The sequence below is a fragment of the Clostridium sp. JNZ X4-2 genome, assembly GCF_054889485.1.
In genome coordinates this window covers 2,328,646-2,349,891 of the sequence record NZ_CM142685.1, presented here as the reverse complement: position 1 = coordinate 2,349,891, position 21,246 = coordinate 2,328,646, and the positions used below count along the sequence as shown (strand labels likewise).

Below are 21,246 nucleotides of genomic sequence, written 5' to 3'. Positions count from 1 at the left end.
AGGCTCATACAATATAATAACAACAATATAGAAAGGTTTGTTTATGAGTAAGAGAGAGGGTTATTATATTGAACTGGACGAAAGGGCTGAAAATATGCTGAGAGGAGCCGATTTTTTGGGATGCGGGCATAATGGCATAGTGTATTTGCTTGAAGATAACAAAGTAATTAAAATATTTAAAAGCAAATATGTATGTAAAAATGAATATGACATATTGAAAAAAACAAGCAAAAGCAAATACTTTCCTCAAGTATATTTTCATGGAGACTATTATATTGTGAGAAGCTATGCCAAGGGAGAAAGACTTGATTATTATATTAAGAAAAATGGATTAAATAGAAAAATAGCAGCTAATATGATTGAACTCATAAAAGAATTTAAAGAACTGGGCTTTACTAAATTAGATATAAGGTGCAAGGATTTGTATCTAAGTGATGATTTTTCTATAAAAGTAATAGATCCTAAGAATAATTATTCCAAAAATTGCAGCTATCCGCGGCATCTTATGAAAGGCTTGAGTAAACTGGGAGTACTGGATGAGTTTTTGGAAATTGTAAAAAAAGAATATGGAGAGGAATACAGGGAATGGAATTTTAAAATACGAAGATATCTGGGAAGAGGTATCAAGTGACTCTTGGGTTCAGGTGGAATTTACTCATAAGGCATACTTTTTCCCAACTGAGTCTTAGGAAAAAGTATGCAGGGGTGTAGCATTGTTTATCCTTAATTTGCACTTTGGTAATGGCATATATGGAATAAAATGATAATTTATTCTAAAAAGTATCATATTTTTCTTAAAGTGCAAATAATTTAGAGAAAAAATTGGATTTTATTATATAATATGTTATAATTACCATGGATGTTTTAATGATTTAATTAGCTTTTTAATAATATATAAAAAAATATTAAAATCTTCTTTGATAATAGAACCAATGTATTGAATAATTTTCCAGGTATATATGATAATATGCAAAAGAGGAGCGTGAATAATTGTGGAAAATTACAATAAGCAAAAAACTCATTTAAAGTTTAAAATTTTATCCATACCTATGATTATAATGGCTGTAGTTATTGTACTAATAGCATCCATATCCATAGGAATAGCTAAAAGTAAGGTTATAGCTCAGATGGAGACTGATGGAATGATGATGACTAAACAAATATCTGATAGCTTGGCTAACAATACAGACTCCATAAAAAATTTAAACGGGTCCATAGAGACCAGAATAAGCACCTTGGCAGGTTTCATAAGAGATAATAAGGACAAGGTAAACAATGATTATTTGACTACTCTTGCCAAGGAATTCCAGGTAGATGAGATAAATGTCACGGATCCAAAGGGAAAAATAATATATTCAAATTTGCCCACTAGTTTGGGTTATGCCTTTAAAAATGGAGATTCATCTTATGAAATATTAAATGGTGGAAAAAATATTGTCATGGAGGATATTAGAAAGAGTACTAGTAGCGACAATTATTACAAATTTGGATCCATAAAAAATGCGGATGGGGGAGTCATCCAGATAGGAGTGATGGCAAATAAAGTACAGAGTCTGACAGTCAAGATGCAGCCTCAAAATATAGTTAATACTTTAGCTAAAGATAGTTCCATAGTATATGCACTTTATATGGACAATAATACCAAGGTAGTAGCACATACGGATAAAAGCAGGATAGGAACCAAGCTGAGTGATGCAGGAAGTAAAACTGCTGCAGTGGATGGAAAGCCCTATTCATCTAAATTCAAATACAAGAATCAGATTCCTGTATATGATGTTATATACCCTGTAAAAGTTGACGGAAAAACAGTTGGCGCCGTAAATATAGGTATTTCCATGAAAAATGCAAACAAGGCTGTTTACAGTATAATTGGCATAATTGCAGTATTATCTGTTATAGCTTTTGTTGTTGCTGCATTTGTACTTATTAGGATATCCAGCAGTATAACAAAGCCATTGGAAGAACTGGTTGGTGTATCCAAAAAAATATCGGATGGAGATTTGAATGTGAAAATAAATGTGGACAGCAATGATGAAATCGGAGTATTGGCGGACAGTTTTAGAAATATGAGCGCCAGTCTCAGAAATACCATTGGAACCATAAAGGATAATTCGCTGAAGGTAAGTTCCATGTCTTCAGATTTAAAAACAAATTCAGGCCAGATGACTGGAGCTGCCAATGACGTGGCAAGTGCAGTGCAGGAAGTAACCAGGGGTACTACCCAACAGGCCAGTGATTTAGTTGGAATTTCAAATAGCATGGTAGGTCTGGCGGATGAACTGCAAAATATATACAGTAAACTTTCAGAAGTTAAAGAAAGTTCAGGGACAACTAATATTATATTGGAAGAAGGAAAAAAACAAATAGACCGGCTGTTAAAATCCATAAAAGATGTAAGAGAATCATTTGGAGCAGTTTCTGAGAAAATAAATGGCCTCAGCAGCAGCGTATCCAAGGTGGGAAGTATAACGGATGTAATAAACGGGATACTGGATCAGACAAATCTGCTTGCATTAAATGCCGCTATAGAAGCAGCCAGGGCAGGAGAGGCAGGAAAAGGTTTTGCTGTAGTAGCAGAAGAAGTAAGACAGCTGGCAGAGAAGTCAAAAGAGTCAACAGAACAGATACAGCATATTATACAATCCATAAGCAATGAAACCAAAGATGTAATCTTGACTTCAAATAAGGTAAACAGCCTTGTGGAAAATCAGGAAGATACAGTAAAGGGTACTAAAAGTTCCTTTGAAAAAATATCACATGCAGTAGAAGGCATAGGGCCTTTACTTGACAATACCTATAATTCTTTAAAAATGACTGTTAAATCAAAGGATGATGTTTTGGGAAAAGTTGAATCTGTAACTGCGGTATCTGAAGAAACTTCTGCATCTTCACAGGAAATATCAGCATCTTCAGAAGAGATGTTTGCATCTTCGGAAAATGTGGATAAATATGCATCAGAGCTCAATGATATTGTAAACAAATTGAGTGAGGAAACAGATAAATTTAAAATGTAAACAGTTAATCCAGTTTATCACAACCCCCGCCTTGTAAAGATGGGGGTTGTGTTTTAAGATAGATTGAAATTATAGATTTAAGGCTTTCTTTAAATTAATTATTATAGTATGATAGTTCATATGAATTATCATGAAGTTATGGTACTGTGATAAAAAGTATAAAAGAAAGTTGAGGTGAAAAATCCTGATAGCTGGAGATCAGGATATATTATATGGTTTTTATATCAACAGCATTATATTGTGAAGCAGAGCCTTTTATAAAAAAATTCTCCTTGAAAAAGGATAATTCCATAAACAAGTTCCAGGTTTTTAAAAATGACGAAATTGTAATTGTAATAAGTAACACTGGAATTGTAAATCAGGTCAGTGCCTGTAGTTATATTATAGGCAGATTTGATGTGAATAAATATGATACTTTTATAAATATAGGATTATGTTCAAGTAAAAATAAAAGTTTTAAAATAGGGAACGTAGTACTCTGCAATAAAATAACAGATGGTGTAAACAATAGGGACTTTTATCCTGATATGATATTCAGGCATCCTTTTGAAGAAGGATGTCTGGAGAGTTTTCCCAAAGCACTGGATCAAGAACAAGCTGAAAAGATAAAAGGAGACATTATGGATATTGAGGGATCCGCCTTTTTTCAATCTGTGTCCATATTTTTGCCGCCTCATAGAATTTATTGCTTAAAAGTAGTATTTGATTATGTACATGGCAATGACATAGATGAAGAAAGAATAGAAGAGTTAATTGAAAAAAGTTCAGAAAAAATATGCGGATGGATACTTGATATTGCCCATGAATGTGCAAAACCCAGTGATATACTTGATGAAAAGGACATGAATTATATAAATGAAATTGTATCTAATTTCAATTTATCTGTGTCCATGCAGCAGGAACTTAAAAAATTATCCAAATCATATAAAATCAGAAATGGTAATTTACTTCTTGCACTTGAACCTTTTACTCAAATTTACTGTAAAACCAAATATGAGAGGAAGATGTATTTTGAAAAATTGGTGCAGCAGCTTGAGTTCATCTAGATTTTCCCACATTTATGTAGAAGACAGGATTTTTGAAGATGAGAATACAAAAGCCATACTTTCAAAATTAAAAAATTCAAAGGTAATAAGGATAGGGCATTATAAAGATGTTTTTTGCAGGCACAATCAAAACTTTCTAGTACAAAAAAAGTCTCCTAAATTAATATTGGCGTATGATGATGGAAATTTGATTTATAAAGGAGCCAAGGTTTGTGATGATTTTGGGAACAAATATTTTTATTATACATCTTCTATAATGAATTGTCTGTATAATTGTGAATACTGCTATCTTCAAGGTATGTATTCTTCAGCAAATGTAGTTATATTCGTAAATATACAGGATGTTTTTTACCAGTTGAACTGTATTTTGAAAAAACATCCTGTATATATATGCATATCTTATGATACGGATATAATGGCTTTTGAGGGTATAACGGGATTTTTAAATAAATGGCTGGAATTTGCTGAAAAAAAGAATAATTTAAAAATAGAAGTTAGAACCAAAAGTTCTAATTTTAAAAGTATAGAAGATGTTGTACCTCTTGACAATGTAGTACTTGCATGGACAATTTCACCAGATGAAATTGCCCGGAAATACGAAACAGGTGCTCCGGAGTTAAATTCAAGATTGAAATCAGCTAAAAGTGCCTTGGAGAAAGGGTGGAAGGTGAGAATATGTTTTGATCCTATATTGTATGTTGAAAATTGGGATAAATATTATAAAAGATGTATAGAAGAAACCTTTGAAATTATTCCAGTAGAGAAGGTACAGGATATCAGTATAGGAGTGTTCAGAATTTCAAAAAGCTATTTTAAAAATATGATAAAGTCAAATCCTGATTCCAGTTTGCTTTCCTATCCCTTTAAAACATTAGATGGAGTCTGCACTTATGATGAAGCACACCACAGGGAAATGGTGGATTTTGTATACAATATAGTTTCCAATTACGTTAGAAAGGATAAAATATTTATACAATAATCAGTATTGTTAAAATGAAAGTGGAAGTTGTAACTGGACCTTAATCTTTTATAAAAGTGACTTTCGGGGTATAATATAAATCAAGTTATTAAAAATAATTGAATAAAGGAGTGATTAAAAATGTCAAGAATTATCATATCAACAGGAAAATACGTGCAGGGAAATGGAGAACTTAATAAAATAGCTGATTACGTTAAAGAGCTTGGAAATAGCTTTTTTATAATAGCCAGTGAAAATGGAATTAAAAGGACAAGAGAAAAAATAGAAGAGAGCTTTAAAGGAAAAGATTGTTCGTTATATTTTGAAGCTTTTAATGGAGAATGTTCTAAAAATGAAATAGACAGGTTGCAAAAAAAACTGAAACAAAATAATAACAATGTGGTAATTGGTATAGGAGGAGGAAAAATATTTGATACTGCAAAGGCGGTTGCATATTATGCAGGTACTCCGGTTGTAATAGTTCCAACTATAGCTGCTACTGATGCACCATGCAGTGCACTTTCTGTAATATATACAGATGAAGGTGTGTTCAGTGAATATCTAGTACTTCCTAAAAATCCAGATATGGTACTTGTGGATTCATCAATAGTGGCAAAGGCTCCAGTAAGACTTCTTGTTTCAGGAATGGGAGATGCACTGGCAACTTATTTTGAGGCAAGGGCATGTGTCAGATCAGGAGCAGTTACTATGGCAGGAGGTAAAGCTACAAAGGCTGCTTTTGCACTTTCAAAATTATGTTATGATACACTTTTGGAAGATGGACTTAAAGCTAAGTTATCTGTTATAAACAAGGTGTCTACAAAGGCATTGGAGAACATAATTGAAGCAAATACTTATTTAAGCGGAATTGGATTTGAAAGCAGTGGATTGGCAGCTGCACATGCTATTCATAATGGATTTACAGTAATCAAAGAGTGCCATGAATTATATCATGGAGAAAAGGTTGCTTTTGGAACTTTAGTTCAATTGATTCTTGAAAACAGTCCTTCAGAAGAAATAGAGGAGGTCATAGATTTTTGTATTGATTTAGGGCTTCCAACTACCCTAAGAGATCTTGGAATTAAGGAAATAAACAAGGATGACATAATGAAGGCCGCAGAAGTTTCCTGTGATAAAAATGATACCATGGGGAATATGCCCTTTAAGGTTACAAAAGAAGACGTGTATTCGGCAATACTTACTGCTGACGAACTGGGGAAAATGTATAAGCAGATGTAAAACAATTGCCAGCTTTTGATTTGAAATATCATCAAAAACTGGCAGTTATTTATGGATTGCATAAGCATTATAATTGTATTCGCCTGTTATTGCAAGTAGAAATTGACTATTAAAGATTATCTAAAGTCAGTTCGGTTATTATTTTTGCAAGTATACTCTCAGCTCCCTGATTTAAATTCACATGAGTTTTCATTATTCCATCATAACTGCCATTGGTAAAGCTGTCTACTAGAACTTTGCTTTTAGAGTTTTTTCCAAGAAACCATTCGTGACAGATATGAGCCTTATCCAGGTATTTTATATCCTTTAATATTTTATATGCTTCCGTATACATAATACATGTACCACAGGCTTCTATAGGCTGTTCATCAAATTCAGAAGGAATTGTATCTCCCTTTTTAAACCAGGTATTGCTGCCGATAGGTTTAAAATAGCCCTTTGAAAAGCAAAGTTTTTCTAAAAAGTTTAATGATTTAAGTGCCGTATCCAAATACTTTTTGTTGCTTAAGGTGCTGCCGCCCTTTAATAAACTCCAGGGAAGCAGGGCATTCCCGTAAGTTAAACTGTCCTCAAACCATTGCCAGGATCCGCTGGCATGAACTTCAAAATTATCTGTAAGACATTGGCATATGTTTATTATTTGATCTTTTGAGATATTAACTAAATCCAACATGGTTGTCATTGATACATCATTGGTTTTTAAAATTTCAATGCCATTTAGATATCTGTCTATGGGTTCCTTTGCCATAGTATCATTGCCTTTTTCCAAAAGAGCTTTATAAAAGAGATTTAATCCCAATAGGGAATAAGATTTTCCTCTTATATAAGTTAATGATGGTATATTGGGAATTGCCCTGTATATCATAGTTAAAACTGCAGATTTTATGGATTCCGGTACGCCTTTTGATTTAAAGGTATATCCCAGTGCCCATAAACATCTTCCAAAACAATCTTCAGATCCTTCTTCTTCCGTAAAATTTCTATTGTAATCCATGAAATTTTTAAAAGTTCCCTTATCATTTTGAGCATATAATAAAAAAGAACTGTAGATAAATATCAATTTCAAATATTTTTTGCTTTTGAATTTTTCATAGAGCATTACAGCTGCAATTAAGGCTCTTGAGTTATCATCTGTGGTGTAACCGGAGTTTGGATCCGGCACTGAAAATACACTGTGCTGAATAATACCAGTATCATCAGTCATTATAAAAAGAGGTATTGAATGTTCTTCCTGAAAAATGTGCATATGCGTTACACCACCTGCTTTGCGATTTTATCAGCCTTGATTATATTTGAAAATAAATTTTCATATTGTTTTGCAACGTAAGGCCATTTCATCTTTCTGCCCAGGTCAAACATGTTTTTTTCCATGTTTTTTCTGGCTGTTGGATTGTCAAGCAAGTATGTTATTGCTTGTGACAGAGAAGTTGAATCTTTAAATTTTCCAAGCATTCCCCTATTGTCCTTTAACATTTCCTCTGCATATCTGTAAGGTGTGGATACTATTACCTTTCCATATCCGGCAGCATAAGCCAATGTGCCGCTTACTGCCTGTTCACTTGCAAGATAAGGGGTCATATATATATCAGACAAGGTTAAATATTGGACTATTTCTTTTTTCGTAAGATATTTGTTTACAAATTTCACATTATCTTTTATATTTAATTTTGATACTAAACTTTGTAAATTATTTCTATAACTTTCTCCTTCCGTTCTTTTTACACAAGGATGAGTTTGACCGAGTATTAAATAGAGTACATCAGGGTGAGTTTTTACAACCTGGCTTATAGCTTCTATACCATATTCTATACCCTTCCCGGAGCTTAAAAGACCAAAGGTACTTATTACACTTCTGTTCTCATAGCCCAATTTTTCTTTTAAAGGATCTTTTCCCTCTACAATGATATCTGGCACTCCATGAGGTATTACTATGATTTTATTTTCAGGTATATTGTATACCTGATTTAAAATTTTTATAGAGTTTTCTCCCATGGTAATAATTTTTTTGCTTTTACTGCCTAATATTTTTAGTATATTCCTCTGCTTTTTATTTGGTTTTGACAATATGGTATGAAAGGTGGCTATAAAGGGAATTTTTAAACTGTTTATAAAATCCAATAAGTATTCCCCACAATCCCCGCCGTATATTCCATATTCATGTTCTATTACAACTAAGTCCATATCGGAATTATTTATCAGGTTCGCAAGGTGGACATAAGCCTTCCTGTCAAATTGATCTAAAGTAGACCATATATTTTTCCCGTATTTATAATTTTCATCACTGATGGCAGCTATTTTATAATTATTAGAGGGAAATTTATCTTCAAGATTTTTGACCAAATCAGCAGTAAATGTGGCTATCCCACATGCCCTTGGAGGATAAGTGCTTAAAAAGACTATATTTTTACTCAATGGTATCACCTCTTTAGTTTTTTATATAGCAAGTAGATTGTTATTATAATTATTTGAAACATAGGCTGTATTAAGCAGGTTGCAATATTTATCTATGGTGCAGCCCGAGCCTATTACTGAGTTTGTTATATTTGCATTTTCATTTACTTTTACCCTATCCCAAAGTATGCTTCTGCTTATAGTACTCATTTGATTTATATGACAGTTATCTCCTATAACTGCATAAGGACCTATTTGAGCGCCAGCTCCGATAATAGAATTGTTCCCTATAAATACCGGTCCTATTATTTTTGCACGGGGATTTATTTTTACATTGTTGTTTTTAAAGATTATGTTTTTTATGTCCGAAAGGTTATTAGCTTTTTTAAACTTGCGGCATCTGCTGTGAAGTATGTCTACGTGTGCTTGTATATATTTTTTTAAGGTTCCCACATCAATCCAGTAATCATTGTATTCATAGGCTGCCATTTTATAATTTTTTTTAAGCAGCAGAGGGTAAACATCCCTTTCTACAGAAACTATTTTATTCTTAGGTATTTCCTTAAAAATATCCGGCTCAAACACGTAAACTCCAGCATTTATCCATTTTGAACTTGTTTCTCCCTCCTTAGGCTTTTCTTTGAAGGCATTTATATAGTTATTTTCATCAAATTCTATAACTCCATATTGAGAGGGATTCTTAACTTTTGTCATAGCTATGGAAACTGAGGCTCCCTTTTTTTTGTGATATTGTACCAAGTCTCTATAGGATATATCGTCTACTATATCAGAATTCAAAACTATGAAAGTATCATCAAAAAATTTTTCAGAGTTCTTTATGGCACCACCTGTACCAAGAGGCATATCTTCAGAAACATAATCTATTTTTATCCCTAATTTTGAACCATTATCCAGATAATTTTCAATGTAATGCGATTTATAACAAGTGCTTAGAACTACTTCAGTAACTCCGGCTTCTTTTAATTTTGTTATTACTCTTTCTATAAGCGGTTTTCCCATAATTGGGACCATGGGTTTTGGTAACTTGTCTGTTAGAGGTCTTAATCTGGTACCTTTACCCCCAGCTAAAAGTAATGCTTTCATGTTGATTCCTCCCTTATGTTAATTAAATTTCTTATATTGAATAAACATTTTTATTTAAAAAAATGTTATTTGCCAAATAGCTCTAGTTATTGTGTATATGCTAAATAGAAATTATATTCATGAATATAATTTTAAGGTAATATTTTACAACTATTGCTGAACCCTATATAAAAAATAAAAGATCAGTTTAAGATATGAATTTGCAAATGTGAAATTAAGAATATTTTAAATTGCCATGTATTATTAGTATTCACTGCCATGAATTGCTAATAAATCCATTGTAGTATAATATTATTATTATGTCAACATAATTCTCCTGATGAATTATATATAAAATTACTTTAATGTAATTAAAATCTAAAGAAATAATGTTATAATAGAATAGAATTCTATGTTATTATGATTACGACTAAATTATTAAACGGGGGATTTTTTATGAAAAAGAAAATGAGTATATTTATTATGGTTCTGGCACTTATAATGTCAACTTTGTTTGCGGCAGGATGTTCTAATGGTTCTGGTAATACTCAATCTCAGACTAAAGAGGAAAAGATTAAAATTGCGGCTTTGAAAGGACCTACCGGAATGGGTATGGCAAAACTTATGGAAGATAAAGAGAACTACAGCATCACTCTGTATGATTCACCAGATCAGATAACCTCCAAACTTATAAATGGAGAATTGGATGGTGCAGCGGTGCCTTCAAATTTGGCATCAATTTTATATAATAAGACAAAAGGTTCAATTAAACTTGTGGGAATAAATACTTTAGGTGTTCTATACATTGTGGAAAATGGCAATACGGTGAAAAGTATAGCTGATTTAAAAGGGAAAACCATTTATTCAAGTGATAAGGGAGCTGCTCCGGAATTCATATTAAATTACATATTGAGAAAAAATGGTCTGGAACCTGGAAAAGATGTAATTATTGATTATAAAATGAGTCACAGTGATTTGGCAGCAGCAGTAGCGGCCAAAAAGGTGGATTTAGCAGTACTTCCGGAACCTTTTGTAACTACAACCAAGATGAAAGACAGTAGTTTGCAGGTACCTGTAGATTTAACCAAGGAATGGGATAAAGCCTCCAATGGGCAAAGTAAGCTGGCTATGGGAACTATAGTATTTAGAAAATCTTTTATAGATAAAAGGGGAAAAGATTTAGATAACTTTTTAAATAAATACAGGGAATCTGTGAACTTTGTAAATTCAAAGAAGACAGAGGCTGGAAAACTCATGGAAAAACATGGCATAATTCCAAAGGCTAAAGTGGTAGAGCTGGCCATACCAAACAGCAATATAGTATTTATAAGTGCAAAAGATGGAAAACAAATCCTTCAAAAATTCTATGAAGTTTTATATGAAAGTGATCCAAAATCTGTTGGGGGAAAGATACCGGATGAAAATTTCTATTACAGTGGAACCAAAGGTAATTAAAAAATTATTTATATTAATATTCTGGTTGTCTATATGGGAGTTTTGCTCCCTTTTTATAAATAATTCACTCCTTTTACCATCACCTTTTGAGGTAATAAAAACACTATTTGTTTTAATGAAGGAAGTTTATTTTTGGAAAAGTGTTTTTAGCAGCATAATAAGGGTAATTTCAGGAATTTTAATATCTATAATTGTGGGCATTGTGCTTGGTGTAGCTGCAGGCCTCAACAAATTTATAGAGGAAATTCTAGATCCTCTTATAATTACAATGAAGGCAACTCCGGTTATGTCCATAATTATCATAGCTTTAATTTGGTTTACTTCATCCTATGTGGTTATTTTTACAGCTGTTCTCATATGTTTTCCAATAGTGTACACAAATGTAATTCAGGGAATAAAGTCTGTGGATGAAAAGCTAATTCAGATGGCAAATATATATAAGGTGAAGAAAAAATATTTATTAAAAGACATATATCTTCCCGGTATAAAAAATTATATTGTATCAGGTATACTCATGTGCCTTGGAATTGGATGGAAGGTTTCAGTTGCATCAGAAGTATTGAGTACACCCAATTATTCCATAGGATTGAATCTATTGAATTCTAAAACGACTCTTGAAACTCAGGAGCTGTTTGCATGGACTATTGTAGTTGTAATACTGAGTTTTATGTTTGAAAAGATATTTAAATATTATTTGGATGTAAAAAAGTGATTTGTAATATGAAAATTTGAATGGGTAAGTATAAAGGGAGGCAGCCTGTATGGAAAATAATGATAAGTACGAAGTCGTGATTAGAAATTTAAATAAGTCCTATGGGGAAATTCCTGTATTTACAAATTTAAATGTGAACTTTCTAAAAAACAAAATCACAGCGGTCCTGGGGCCTTCAGGCTGCGGTAAAACCACTCTTTTAAATATCATAAGCGGAATTGAAAAGGATTATAGCGGACAGGTTCATTTGGAGAGCAGCAGGCTATCTTATATTTTTCAGGAAGATAGATTGATTTCACATCTTACAGTGTACGAAAACATAGCCTTTGTATTGAAGTCAACAATGAGTAAAATTCAGGTGGATTTTACTGTGAATAGATTTTTAAGCATGGTGGAATTGTCAAATTGCAGGGATAAATTTCCCAGGGAATTAAGCGGTGGTATGAAGAGAAGAGTTGCACTTGCCAGGGCCTTTGCCTACAAAAGTGATTTGCTCTTAATGGATGAACCTTTTAAGGGTCTGGATGATAGACTGAAAGGTGACATAATAAAGAAATTTTTATCACTTTATAGGGAAAATAAAAGAACAATTATACTGGTGACCCATGATAAAAAAGAAGCAGATGAACTAGGCAATATAGTTTATTCACTGGAGTAAATGCAATGAGATATTGATTAATTTCAATTATTGTAGTACTATAATTGGTGTTTGTGTAATATATAAAATTAAATACGTCATATATCCCAGGGGGGCTGGTATTACCGGCTGAGAGTAAGGATTAAATCCTTAGACCCTATTTATACCTGATCTGGTTAATGCCAGCGTAGGAAGAGGCCACATGTAATTTAGCGAGTAAAGGTACAAACCTCTTCAGAAGGTTGTGCCTTTTTTTATGAAAATAATTGTGAACTGTGAACTGAAAAAGGGGGGAATTACATGAAGACATCTATGAAATTGTACGACAGTGTAAAGGACATATGGGATTCTTATTATCAGCATCCTTTCATAAAAGGAATAGCAGATGGAAGTTTGGAGATAGATAAATTCAAATTCTATATGATTCAAGATTATATATATCTTTTGGATTATGTAAAAATATATGCTCTTGGAGTGGTTAAATCCAATGAAGAAATTACTATGAGGGGCTTTTCCAAAATGGTGGATAATATATTAAATGGGGAAATGAATATACATAGGGCTTATATGAAGAGACTTGGCATTGGAAAAAAGGATATAGAGAATACCAGAGCTTCCATTGAAAATATTTCATATACAAATTATATGTTGTCAGTGTCCCAGATGGGTGATTTAATGGATTTGACGGCCTCACTTCTAGCTTGTATGTGGAGTTATTACTTAATTGGAAAAAAACTGAGCAAAATAGATGGTGCCGCCCAGCATGAATTTTATGGACAGTGGATAAGGGGATATGCATCAGAGGATTATGAAAGGGAAACACGGTGGACAATTGATCTGCTTGATCATATGACTGAAGATATATCCAGGGAAAAATTCAAGAGATTGAAAGAAATTTTTATAAATACCAGTAAATATGAAAGAATGTTTTGGGATATGTCATATAAAAAGGGGATGTAATTGTGCTGGAATTTAAAAATATAAGTTTTAAATATGATGAAGACCCTGATTTCATAATAAAAAATTTGAATTTTACTGTGAACAAAGGTGAATTTATAAGTATAGTAGGTCCCAGTGGGTGTGGGAAAAGCACTGTGTTCAGGCTTATCTGCAAATTGGAAAGACCTTTTGAGGGAGATATATTTTTAGAAAATAGAAATATCAATACCCTTAAAAAAGGATATATAGGATATATGCCTCAAAATGATCTTTTAATACCCTGGAGGACTATACTTCAAAACTCTTCACTGCCTCTTGAAATCAAGGGAGAGGATTTTAAAAAAGCCAGATATGAAGCTGAAAAAATACTTAAGGCCTTTGGACTTGAAAAATACAAGAATAAATACCCCAGGGATTTATCAGGAGGTATGCGTCAGAGGGTTTCTTTTACAAGAACTCTTCTTACAGGATCGGATATGCTTCTTTTAGATGAACCATTTAGTGCACTGGATGCAATAACAAGGCTTTCCATGCAGGAGTGGCTTTTAGATAAATGGTCAAATTTAAATAAAACGGTGTTGTTCATAACACATGATGTAGAAGAAGCACTTTTTTTATCAACAAAAATATTTATAACAGATGGAAGTCCCATAAGAAAATTTAAGGAAATAAAAGTGGATTTAAGTTATCCGCGTACAAGGGATATGCTTGACAGCCCTGATATGTTAGAAATAAAGAGTGAGCTTATAAATGAATTGAAAAAGGGGGTCAGGCTGTGAAAAAATACAGATCATCCATAATAATATGCCTGTTATTTTTTGCAGCCTGGGAGGGAATTGCCAGATATATAGATGCCATGTATATCCTTCCATCCCCTACGGCAATTGTAAAAAAAATATGGGAACTGAAAGATATTTTATTTTTGGTTCATCTGCCGGCAACTCTTCTTGTAACTTTTGAGGGACTTGGAATATCCATAATATTTGGGGTGCTTCTTGCTGCTGCCATGAATATCAGTGAAAAGGTGCAGAGAGCTCTTTATCCTATCGTAATTGTAACTCAGACAGTGCCCATAACTGCACTTGCACCTATATTTGTGCTGTGGTTTGGATATGGAATATGGAGTAAGGTATTGGTAACCATACTCATAACTTTTTTCCCTATAACAATAAATGTATATGACGGCCTTCGTTCCACTAGAAGGGATATGGAGGAACTTCTATTTACATATGGTGCCAGTAAAAAGGATATATTTATAAAATTGAAGTTTCCGGCAGCACTTCCTTATTTTTTTTCTGCTCTTAAAATAGCAGTTCCGCTGAGTGTGGTAGGTGCGGCTATAAGTGAATGGCTGGGAGCACAGGCTGGCCTTGGATATTTCAGCAAGAGAATGATGACACAGCTGGATGGTGCGGGAGTTTTTGCCCCTATTGTAATATTGTCTGCAGTTGCACTGGTTATGGTTAAAATTATAAGTGTGCTTGAAAATAAAATAGTAAAAGGGAGGAATGAAGTGTGAAAAAAATAAAAATTTTAGCTTTTATCATGTCAGCTTTAATGCTGGTTGGTTTAACGGGATGCGGCAGTAAATCATCCCAAAAGGATAATGGTAAATTGGAAAATGTGGATCTGGTGCTTGACTGGTATCCCAATGCTATACATACTTTTATATATGCAGCCATTGAAAAAGGATATTTCAAGGAAGAGGGACTTAAAGTAAATATTAAATTCCCGTCAGATCCTACAGATCCTCTTACTCTTCCAGCAGCAGGGAAGGCAACTTTGGGAATTTACTATCAGCCGGATCTTGTAATTGCAAGGGCAAATCAGGGAGTGCCTGTGAAATCTGTGGGGGCAATAGTACATACTCCCCTTAATGTGATAATAGCTTTAAAGGGAAATGGTATAAATTCTCCCAAAGATCTTCAGGGAAAGACCGTAGGTTATTCGGGAAATCCATTGAATACTGAGTACGTAAAGACCATGGTTAAAAAAGACGGGGGAAACCCTGAGAATGTTAAAATGGTGGATGTAGGATTTGATCTTTTATCATCCATGGTAACTAAAAAAGTGGATGCAACTACAGGCGGACTTATAAATCATGAAGTATTGATGATGCAAAATGAAAATCATCCTGTAAATTATTTTGATCCTTCAAAATATGGAGTGCCAAATTATTATGAAGAAGTATTTGTAACCAGTGACAAAACTCTCAAGGAAAAACCTGAAACCATCAAAAAATTTATGAAAGCCGCACAGAAGGGATTTGAGTATACGAAAAATAATCCGGATAAATCATTGAAAATACTCATGGACAATCAGCAAAAAGGCAGTTTCCCACTTAAAGAAGCTGTTGAAGAAAAGAGTCTCAGTATACTTTTGCCTAAAATGGAGTCAAAAGATGAACCTTTTTTAAGTCAGGATAAAGCAGTATGGCAGAACAATATAGATTGGTTAAAAAAACAGGGACTTCTAAAAAAGGATGTAAATGCAGAAGATTTTTATGTAAATGTTCTGGATTATAATAAATAACCATTGTGAACTGTGTTGTGATAAAGCTGTGCTTAAAGATCCGGATATATAAGTATTTATCCACAACTTTGAAAAAACTGAGAGTGCAGCTTTGAATAAAAAATAGAGAGATTAAATTCTCTCTATAAAAATTTAAATTAGATTATTTGCCATATTTATTAAGCAATTTTTCCAATTCCTGTGCTTCCAATGCAGATTCCTCTGCAAATTGTTTGAACTTTTCATTGATTTCCTTATTATCTATTTTCTTTGAATACTCTTGAAAGTCTCTTACATTTTCTTGTACATCAAGAAGCTTATTTTTTATCATATCTTCTGTTGTTAAATCCATCTCATTCCCACCTTTCCATTAATAGATTTTGTAAGAATTAATGATTTTATTCATATTTGGCTTAATAAAATTCAGTCTTTATTCATGTTATTAAATATATTCTGTATTATTTAATAACTATTATTGAATTATATACATCAATATGATATTATAAATTTGAAAGGTAAATGTTACAAGGAGATGGTTTTTATGAGTAAGGTAGACATATTTACAACTAGTACCTGTCAGTACTGCCACAGTGCAAAAGAGTTCTTTACAAAAAACAATATAGATTTTACAGAACATAATATTACTACAGATGCCCATGCCAGAAAGGAACTAATGAAAAAAGGATATAGATCAGTTCCAGTCATAGTTATAGATGGTGAATATCTTGTGGGATTTAATGAATCAAAAGTAGAAAGCCTTTTGAATATTCGATGATAAAATTTGCTATAAAGTGAGAAAAGGGATTTAGGGATAAAAATTATTTTATTCCTGAATCTCCTTTTATATAAATGAATAAGGTTTCCTTAAATAAATTAAGCTGTGCCAAATCCCTTGCCGTAGGCTTCATAAGAATTCTGTATTAAAACCAGGGCATTTATATCAATTTCTCTTACTAATCTTTTTAGTTTTACCAGCTCCGAATTTGTCACAAGACACATTAATATATCACGTTTGTCATCTGTATATCCGCCTCTTGCTTCAATTTTGGTAGTCCCCCCATGTAGTTTGGTTAGAATCAAATCATTGATTTCTTCAACTCTGTCGGAGATTATAAATACTGACTTGGAATCGGTAAAACCCTTAATATATATATCTACAACTCTTCCAATCAAATATACCGTTACTATGCCATAGAGAGCCTTTTCTATACCAAAAACAAAGCAGGTAAACATTACTATTGACAGATCTATACTCATCATTATTTTTCCTACAGGTTTATGGGTGTATTTGGATATGACTTTAGCAATGGTATCTGTACCGCCTACGGAAGATTGTCTGCTTAAAAGCATCCCTAAAGCAATACCTGTCAGTACACCGCCTAACAAGGAGGATAAGAGGATATCATTGGTAAAGGGGGCAATATTATTGGTCAATTCTACAAACACAGGGACTAAAAAAGCACCTAACACTGTATTCAACACAAACCTTTTACCCAGTGTAAATAATCCCAAAATAAAAATGGGTATATTAAAAATACCTATTAATATTGACTTCCTTATGTGCAGTACAGACTCTAGTACAATTGCTAGTCCAGAAACCCCGCCCGGCACAATTTTATGCGGTGCAAGAAAAACGTTCAAAGCAAAAGAAAATAAAAATAATGCCAATAAAATTACGATTAAATCAACTAAATTTTTTTTCATTCCACTTCCCTCCTATTTTTAAAAACATAAGCACTATAAAAGCCCTCCGTCCCCTTGGGATGAAAGACTTTGCTCATATGGCAGATTTTGTCTAAAAATAATGAATTAATACCATTATGAGTATAAATACATTTTATAATTAAAATTACCATCTGATTAGATAAATTGCCAATTATTATTTACAATACTCATTATAATGAATTAAGGTATATATATCAAGATAATTATTTATTAACTTATATAATATTTTCATATAAGTATTTTACGCAGATATTTTAAGATAAGTGACAATTTTAAAACCATAATTTTATATGCTATAATTTGTTTAGAATATATAAAATATAGAGGTGAAGTCATTGATTAACAGCGCTTTAAAGGCTTTACGAAAATACTATGGATATGAAAACTTTAGAGGAGATCAAAATGACGTAATTGAAAGCATATTAAGTGGGAGGGACACTATGGCTATAATGCCCACAGGAGGAGGAAAGTCCATATGCTATCAGATACCGGCCCTGCTTTTTAAAGGTATAACTATAGTAATATCCCCTTTGATTTCTCTTATGAAGGATCAGGTGGACAGTATAAAAGATTTAGGCATAGGAGCTGCATATATAAATAGTTCCATTTCTCAAGGTGAAATTTTAAATATATGTTCGGAGCTGAAAAACGGAGATATAAAAATACTGTATGTGGCACCTGAGAGACTGGGCTCCCCTGATTTTTGCCATCTTATTAAAAGCATGCAGGTTTCCCAGGTGGCAGTGGACGAAGCTCATTGTGTTTCACAGTGGGGACACGATTTTAGGGTGAGTTATACATATATTTGGAAATTTATAGATGATTTTCCCAAAAGACCTGTAGTTACCGCATTTACAGCTACTGCTACAGAAGAAGTGAGAGTGGATATTGTAAACCAGATAAAATTAAACAATCCTGCTGTTTTTATATCCGGGTTTGATAGAAAAAATTTAAGAATAGAATGTTTAAAGGTTGGAAATAGATTTCAGCATATGCTGAACTATATTAAGACCAATGGAGAACAGTCAGGTATAATATATGCAGCTACCAGAAAAGAAGTGGATAGTTTATATGAAAAACTCAAGGCAAATAATATATCTGCAGGGAGATATCATGCCGGACTATCCAGCATGGACAGGAAAAAAAATCAAGAGGACTTCGTATATGACAGAATAAATGTAATAGTTGCCACTAATGCTTTTGGAATGGGTATTGATAAATCAAATGTAAGATTTGTAATTCACTATAATATACCAAAGAATATAGAAAGTTATTATCAGGAAATAGGCAGAGCAGGGCGTGATGGGGAAGCAAGCGAATGTATACTCATGTTTGCACCTCAAGACATAATTACCCAAAAATATTTAATAGAAACAAGTATACAATCTCCGGAAAGAAGAACAAACGAATATAAAAAACTTCAGTATATGGTGGATTTTGTCCACTACAATGGCTGCTTGAGAAAATATATATTGAATTATTTCGGGGAACATGTGGATTATGAAGAGTGCGGAAATTGCAGCAATTGTATAGGAAAAGGAGAATATGTAGACAAGACTGTGGATTCCCAGAAGGTACTTTCCTGTATTTACAGGATGAAAAGAGAATTTGGCGTGAATATGATAGTGGATGTTTTAAGGGGATCTTCGCAAAAAAAGGTGCTTCAGTACGGATTTGACAGGATATCTACCTATGGTATAATGAAAAATTACTCAAAAAGTCAGCTTTCTAATTTTATAAATACACTTATAGCTCAGGGTTATATCTCTTTGAAAGAAGGGGAGTATCCCATGGTAATATTAAATTCTCAGTCTGTAAAAATATTAAAAGGAGAGGAAAAGGTGGTTTTGAAAGAGCCGGCTAAAGCAGAAAAAATAATTACCAACAGTGATTTATTTGAAACATTGAGAAGCTGCAGAAGAGAAATAGCTGATGAAGAATCAATTCCTCCATATCTGGTATTTGCAGACACTACCTTAAGGGAGCTTAGCAGCAGATATCCGGTAACTTCCGAGCAGATGCTTGATATATCTGGAGTTGGAGAACTAAAGCTTAAAAAGTATGGGAATAGATTTTTAAAAATCATAAGAGAATATGTAGAAAAAAATAAAATACAGCCCAGCTGGTTTTTTAAAGGGGAGCTGCAAAAAAATCATGAGGGAAAAGGCAATAAGTTGAAAACATTTCAAATCACCATAAATATGATCAAGGATAATATGAGTATAGAGGAAATTTCAAGGAAAAGAGATCTTACGGTATCTACGGTGATATCTCATATTACAAAATACCTGGAGGAGGGAGAAAAATTTAATTTGAATGTAAAATTTGATAATTTATTTACAACAGATGAAGAAAATAAGGTTTTAAAAGTTATAGAAAAATTGGGTATGTCTAAATTAAAACCTATTAAAGAGTCTCTTCCGGATAATATAAGTTATGATAAGATAAAGGCAGTCATACTTAAAGATTATATTTTGAATAATTAAAATTAGATCATTAGTATTTATATATTATTAATATAGTAAATAGCTATTTTTTAAACTATAAAAAGGGGTGATAATATGAAATTTGTGACTTATGTTTATGAAAAAAAAGAGAATATAGGAATTTTAAAGGGAAGTTCTATTTTAAATCTTAAAAACCTATTTAAAGGTATTGGAGAAAAAGATCCACCTGAGACCATGCAGGAGTTTATAGAGTATTTGGATGATAATAAGTTAAATAAGCTTCAGTATTTTTTAAACAATAAAAGTACTCTGTCTATTCCACTGGATTCAGTTAGATTAAAAGCTCCAATACCTTATCCCAGGAGAAATGTATTTTGCCTTGGGAAAAATTACGTAGAACATGCCAGGGAAATAAAAATAACCAGAATATCAGGAAATGGTATTCCAAGCGAACCTATATATTTTACAAAAGTGGCATCGCCTGCCGTGGGAACTGGAGATAATATTGAATTTTCCCCTGAAGTTACAAGGCAGGTGGACTATGAGGCTGAACTTGCAGTTATAATAGGAAAAGATGGTGCAGATATAAAGGCAGAAGATGTGGAAGAACATATTTTTGGATACACTATAATAAACGATGTGTCGGCTAGGGATCTTCAAGGAAAGCATATTCAGTGGTTTAAGGGGAAGAGCCTGAATACTTTTTGCCCAATGGGGCCCTGCATAGTACATAAAAATGAAATACCTTTTCCAGTTAATTTAGATATTAAATGTATGGTAAATGGAGAAGTGAGGCAAAATTCCAATACTAAAAACTTGATTTTTGATATACCTTATATAATAAGTGATTTATCCAGGGGATTGACTTTAAAAGCAGGGGATATTATATCCACAGGTACTCCCAGCGGTGTGGGAATGGGTTTTGATCCTATTAAGGCATTAAAAAATGGAGATATGGTAGAATGTTATATTGAGAAAATAGGAAGCCTTATAAATAATGTAGTGGAAACTGTATAGAATTTGAAAAATATAATAATTTGCGGAGTTAAAGATATGGATTAGGTGATCAGGTGATTAGGTTGTATTTTT

General features: G+C 32.8%; 20 protein-coding genes and 1 riboswitch. Of the genes, 15 read left to right on the top strand and 5 right to left on the bottom strand.

Translation table 11 applies throughout. The annotated features are described in order from the left end of the window. The first annotated feature begins 43 nt into the window (after positions 1–43). The 5 genes from ACYUJ6_RS11255 to ACYUJ6_RS11235 all read left to right on the top strand — a co-directional run bounded on the left by ACYUJ6_RS11255 (position 44) and on the right by ACYUJ6_RS11235 (position 6,257). Complete coding sequence (locus ACYUJ6_RS11255) at positions 44–631, top strand: protein kinase (RefSeq protein WP_461842877.1); 588 nt, start codon at positions 44–46, stop codon at positions 629–631. 361 nt (positions 632–992) lie between these two features. After that, entirely contained in the window at positions 993–3,014 is a 2,022-nt protein-coding gene (locus ACYUJ6_RS11250; protein WP_461842876.1) for a methyl-accepting chemotaxis protein, read from the top strand. Positions 3,015–3,226: 212 nt separating this feature from the next. Beyond that, positions 3,227–4,060 (top strand): hypothetical protein, encoded by an 834-nt coding sequence (locus ACYUJ6_RS11245; RefSeq protein ID WP_461842875.1) that lies wholly within the window; start codon positions 3,227–3,229, stop codon positions 4,058–4,060. Further along, on the top strand, positions 4,026–5,039 hold the full coding sequence (locus ACYUJ6_RS11240) for an SPL family radical SAM protein (protein ID WP_461842874.1): 1,014 nt from the start codon (positions 4,026–4,028) through the stop codon (positions 5,037–5,039). The genes ACYUJ6_RS11245 and ACYUJ6_RS11240 overlap by 35 nt, the downstream gene beginning before the upstream one ends. Before the next feature lie 120 nt (positions 5,040–5,159). Further along, entirely contained in the window at positions 5,160–6,257 is a 1,098-nt protein-coding gene (locus tag ACYUJ6_RS11235; protein WP_461842873.1) for a glycerol dehydrogenase, read from the top strand. Positions 6,258–6,366: 109 nt separating this feature from the next. Here ACYUJ6_RS11235 and ACYUJ6_RS11230 read toward each other — a convergent pair whose 3' ends face one another. Genes ACYUJ6_RS11230 through ACYUJ6_RS11220 form a run of 3 tightly spaced genes read right to left on the bottom strand, consistent with a single transcriptional unit; the run spans position 6,367 to position 9,752 of the window. Next, positions 6,367–7,503: a glycosyltransferase gene (locus tag ACYUJ6_RS11230; protein WP_461842872.1), complete on the bottom strand. Its 1,137-nt coding sequence runs from the start codon at positions 7,501–7,503 to the stop codon at positions 6,367–6,369. Between the two features lie 5 nt (positions 7,504–7,508). Further along, positions 7,509–8,669 carry a glycosyltransferase family 4 protein gene (locus ACYUJ6_RS11225; protein ID WP_461842871.1) on the bottom strand — a complete coding sequence of 387 codons (1,161 nt, stop codon included), beginning with the start codon at positions 8,667–8,669 and terminating at the stop codon, positions 7,509–7,511. Between the two features lie 21 nt (positions 8,670–8,690). Continuing rightward, on the bottom strand, positions 8,691–9,752 hold the full coding sequence (locus ACYUJ6_RS11220; RefSeq protein WP_461842870.1) for a sugar phosphate nucleotidyltransferase: 1,062 nt from the start codon (positions 9,750–9,752) through the stop codon (positions 8,691–8,693). Between the two features lie 435 nt (positions 9,753–10,187). On the opposite strand from ACYUJ6_RS11220, the gene ACYUJ6_RS11215 reads away from it, so the two are divergent. The 7 genes from ACYUJ6_RS11215 to ACYUJ6_RS11185 all read left to right on the top strand — a co-directional run bounded on the left by ACYUJ6_RS11215 (position 10,188) and on the right by ACYUJ6_RS11185 (position 16,006). Next, positions 10,188–11,186 (top strand): ABC transporter substrate-binding protein, encoded by a 999-nt coding sequence (locus ACYUJ6_RS11215; protein ID WP_461842869.1) that lies wholly within the window; start codon positions 10,188–10,190, stop codon positions 11,184–11,186. Continuing rightward, positions 11,149–11,898 (top strand): ABC transporter permease, encoded by a 750-nt coding sequence (locus tag ACYUJ6_RS11210; protein ID WP_461842868.1) that lies wholly within the window; start codon positions 11,149–11,151, stop codon positions 11,896–11,898. The genes ACYUJ6_RS11215 and ACYUJ6_RS11210 overlap by 38 nt, the downstream gene beginning before the upstream one ends. Before the next feature lie 49 nt (positions 11,899–11,947). Then, a complete protein-coding gene (locus tag ACYUJ6_RS11205; protein ID WP_461842867.1) occupies positions 11,948–12,556 on the top strand; it encodes an ABC transporter ATP-binding protein in 609 nt (202 codons plus the stop codon). 78 nt (positions 12,557–12,634) lie between these two features. Next, a riboswitch (TPP riboswitch) is annotated at positions 12,635–12,746 on the top strand. Positions 12,747–12,835: 89 nt separating this feature from the next. Continuing rightward, a complete protein-coding gene (gene tenA / locus ACYUJ6_RS11200) occupies positions 12,836–13,495 on the top strand; it encodes a thiaminase II (protein WP_461842866.1) in 660 nt (219 codons plus the stop codon). Between the two features lie 2 nt (positions 13,496–13,497). Next, on the top strand, positions 13,498–14,253 hold the full coding sequence (locus ACYUJ6_RS11195) for an ABC transporter ATP-binding protein (RefSeq protein WP_461842865.1): 756 nt from the start codon (positions 13,498–13,500) through the stop codon (positions 14,251–14,253). Beyond that, positions 14,250–14,993, top strand: coding sequence for an ABC transporter permease (locus ACYUJ6_RS11190; RefSeq protein WP_461842864.1), 744 nt, complete (start codon positions 14,250–14,252; stop codon positions 14,991–14,993). The genes ACYUJ6_RS11195 and ACYUJ6_RS11190 overlap by 4 nt, the downstream gene beginning before the upstream one ends. Continuing rightward, positions 14,990–16,006, top strand: coding sequence for an ABC transporter substrate-binding protein (locus ACYUJ6_RS11185; protein WP_461842863.1), 1,017 nt, complete (start codon positions 14,990–14,992; stop codon positions 16,004–16,006). The genes ACYUJ6_RS11190 and ACYUJ6_RS11185 overlap by 4 nt, the downstream gene beginning before the upstream one ends. A gap of 142 nt (positions 16,007–16,148) precedes the next feature. Here the strand turns inward: ACYUJ6_RS11185 and ACYUJ6_RS11180 are convergent, their stop codons facing one another. After that, positions 16,149–16,337, bottom strand: a complete 189-nt coding sequence (locus ACYUJ6_RS11180) for a hypothetical protein (protein WP_461842862.1) — start codon at positions 16,335–16,337, stop codon at positions 16,149–16,151. Between the two features lie 189 nt (positions 16,338–16,526). On the opposite strand from ACYUJ6_RS11180, the gene ACYUJ6_RS11175 reads away from it, so the two are divergent. Next, the gene (locus tag ACYUJ6_RS11175; protein ID WP_461842861.1) at positions 16,527–16,760 is read left to right on the top strand and encodes a glutaredoxin family protein; all 234 of its coding nucleotides are present in this window, start codon (positions 16,527–16,529) and stop codon (positions 16,758–16,760) included. A 98-nt stretch (positions 16,761–16,858) separates the two neighbouring features. Here the strand turns inward: ACYUJ6_RS11175 and ACYUJ6_RS11170 are convergent, their stop codons facing one another. Continuing rightward, positions 16,859–17,689 carry a YitT family protein gene (locus ACYUJ6_RS11170; RefSeq protein ID WP_461842860.1) on the bottom strand — a complete coding sequence of 277 codons (831 nt, stop codon included), beginning with the start codon at positions 17,687–17,689 and terminating at the stop codon, positions 16,859–16,861. A gap of 359 nt (positions 17,690–18,048) precedes the next feature. Here ACYUJ6_RS11170 and recQ point away from each other — a divergent pair, with 359 nt between their 5' ends. Further along, positions 18,049–20,196 carry a DNA helicase RecQ gene (gene recQ, locus ACYUJ6_RS11165; protein WP_461845493.1) on the top strand — a complete coding sequence of 716 codons (2,148 nt, stop codon included), beginning with the start codon at positions 18,049–18,051 and terminating at the stop codon, positions 20,194–20,196. A 75-nt stretch (positions 20,197–20,271) separates the two neighbouring features. Further along, entirely contained in the window at positions 20,272–21,174 is a 903-nt protein-coding gene (locus ACYUJ6_RS11160; protein WP_461842859.1) for a fumarylacetoacetate hydrolase family protein, read from the top strand. The last annotated feature ends 72 nt before the right edge of the window (positions 21,175–21,246 follow it).

Coding starts and splice junctions, on each gene's coding strand:
- ACYUJ6_RS11255 (WP_461842877.1), top strand. CDS start 44: ATGAGTAAGAGAGAGGGTTATTATATTGAACTGGACGAAAGGGCTGAA.
- ACYUJ6_RS11245 (WP_461842875.1), top strand. CDS start 3,227: ATGGTTTTTATATCAACAGCATTATATTGTGAAGCAGAGCCTTTTATA.
- ACYUJ6_RS11235 (WP_461842873.1), top strand. CDS start 5,160: ATGTCAAGAATTATCATATCAACAGGAAAATACGTGCAGGGAAATGGA.
- ACYUJ6_RS11230 (WP_461842872.1), bottom strand. CDS start 7,503: ATGCACATTTTTCAGGAAGAACATTCAATACCTCTTTTTATAATGACT.
- ACYUJ6_RS11220 (WP_461842870.1), bottom strand. CDS start 9,752: ATGAAAGCATTACTTTTAGCTGGGGGTAAAGGTACCAGATTAAGACCT.
- ACYUJ6_RS11215 (WP_461842869.1), top strand. CDS start 10,188: ATGAAAAAGAAAATGAGTATATTTATTATGGTTCTGGCACTTATAATG.
- ACYUJ6_RS11210 (WP_461842868.1), top strand. CDS start 11,149: ATGAAAATTTCTATTACAGTGGAACCAAAGGTAATTAAAAAATTATTT.
- ACYUJ6_RS11205 (WP_461842867.1), top strand. CDS start 11,948: ATGGAAAATAATGATAAGTACGAAGTCGTGATTAGAAATTTAAATAAG.
- tenA (WP_461842866.1), top strand. CDS start 12,836: ATGAAGACATCTATGAAATTGTACGACAGTGTAAAGGACATATGGGAT.
- ACYUJ6_RS11180 (WP_461842862.1), bottom strand. CDS start 16,337: ATGGATTTAACAACAGAAGATATGATAAAAAATAAGCTTCTTGATGTA.
- ACYUJ6_RS11175 (WP_461842861.1), top strand. CDS start 16,527: ATGAGTAAGGTAGACATATTTACAACTAGTACCTGTCAGTACTGCCAC.
- ACYUJ6_RS11170 (WP_461842860.1), bottom strand. CDS start 17,689: ATGAAAAAAAATTTAGTTGATTTAATCGTAATTTTATTGGCATTATTT.
- ACYUJ6_RS11160 (WP_461842859.1), top strand. CDS start 20,272: ATGAAATTTGTGACTTATGTTTATGAAAAAAAAGAGAATATAGGAATT.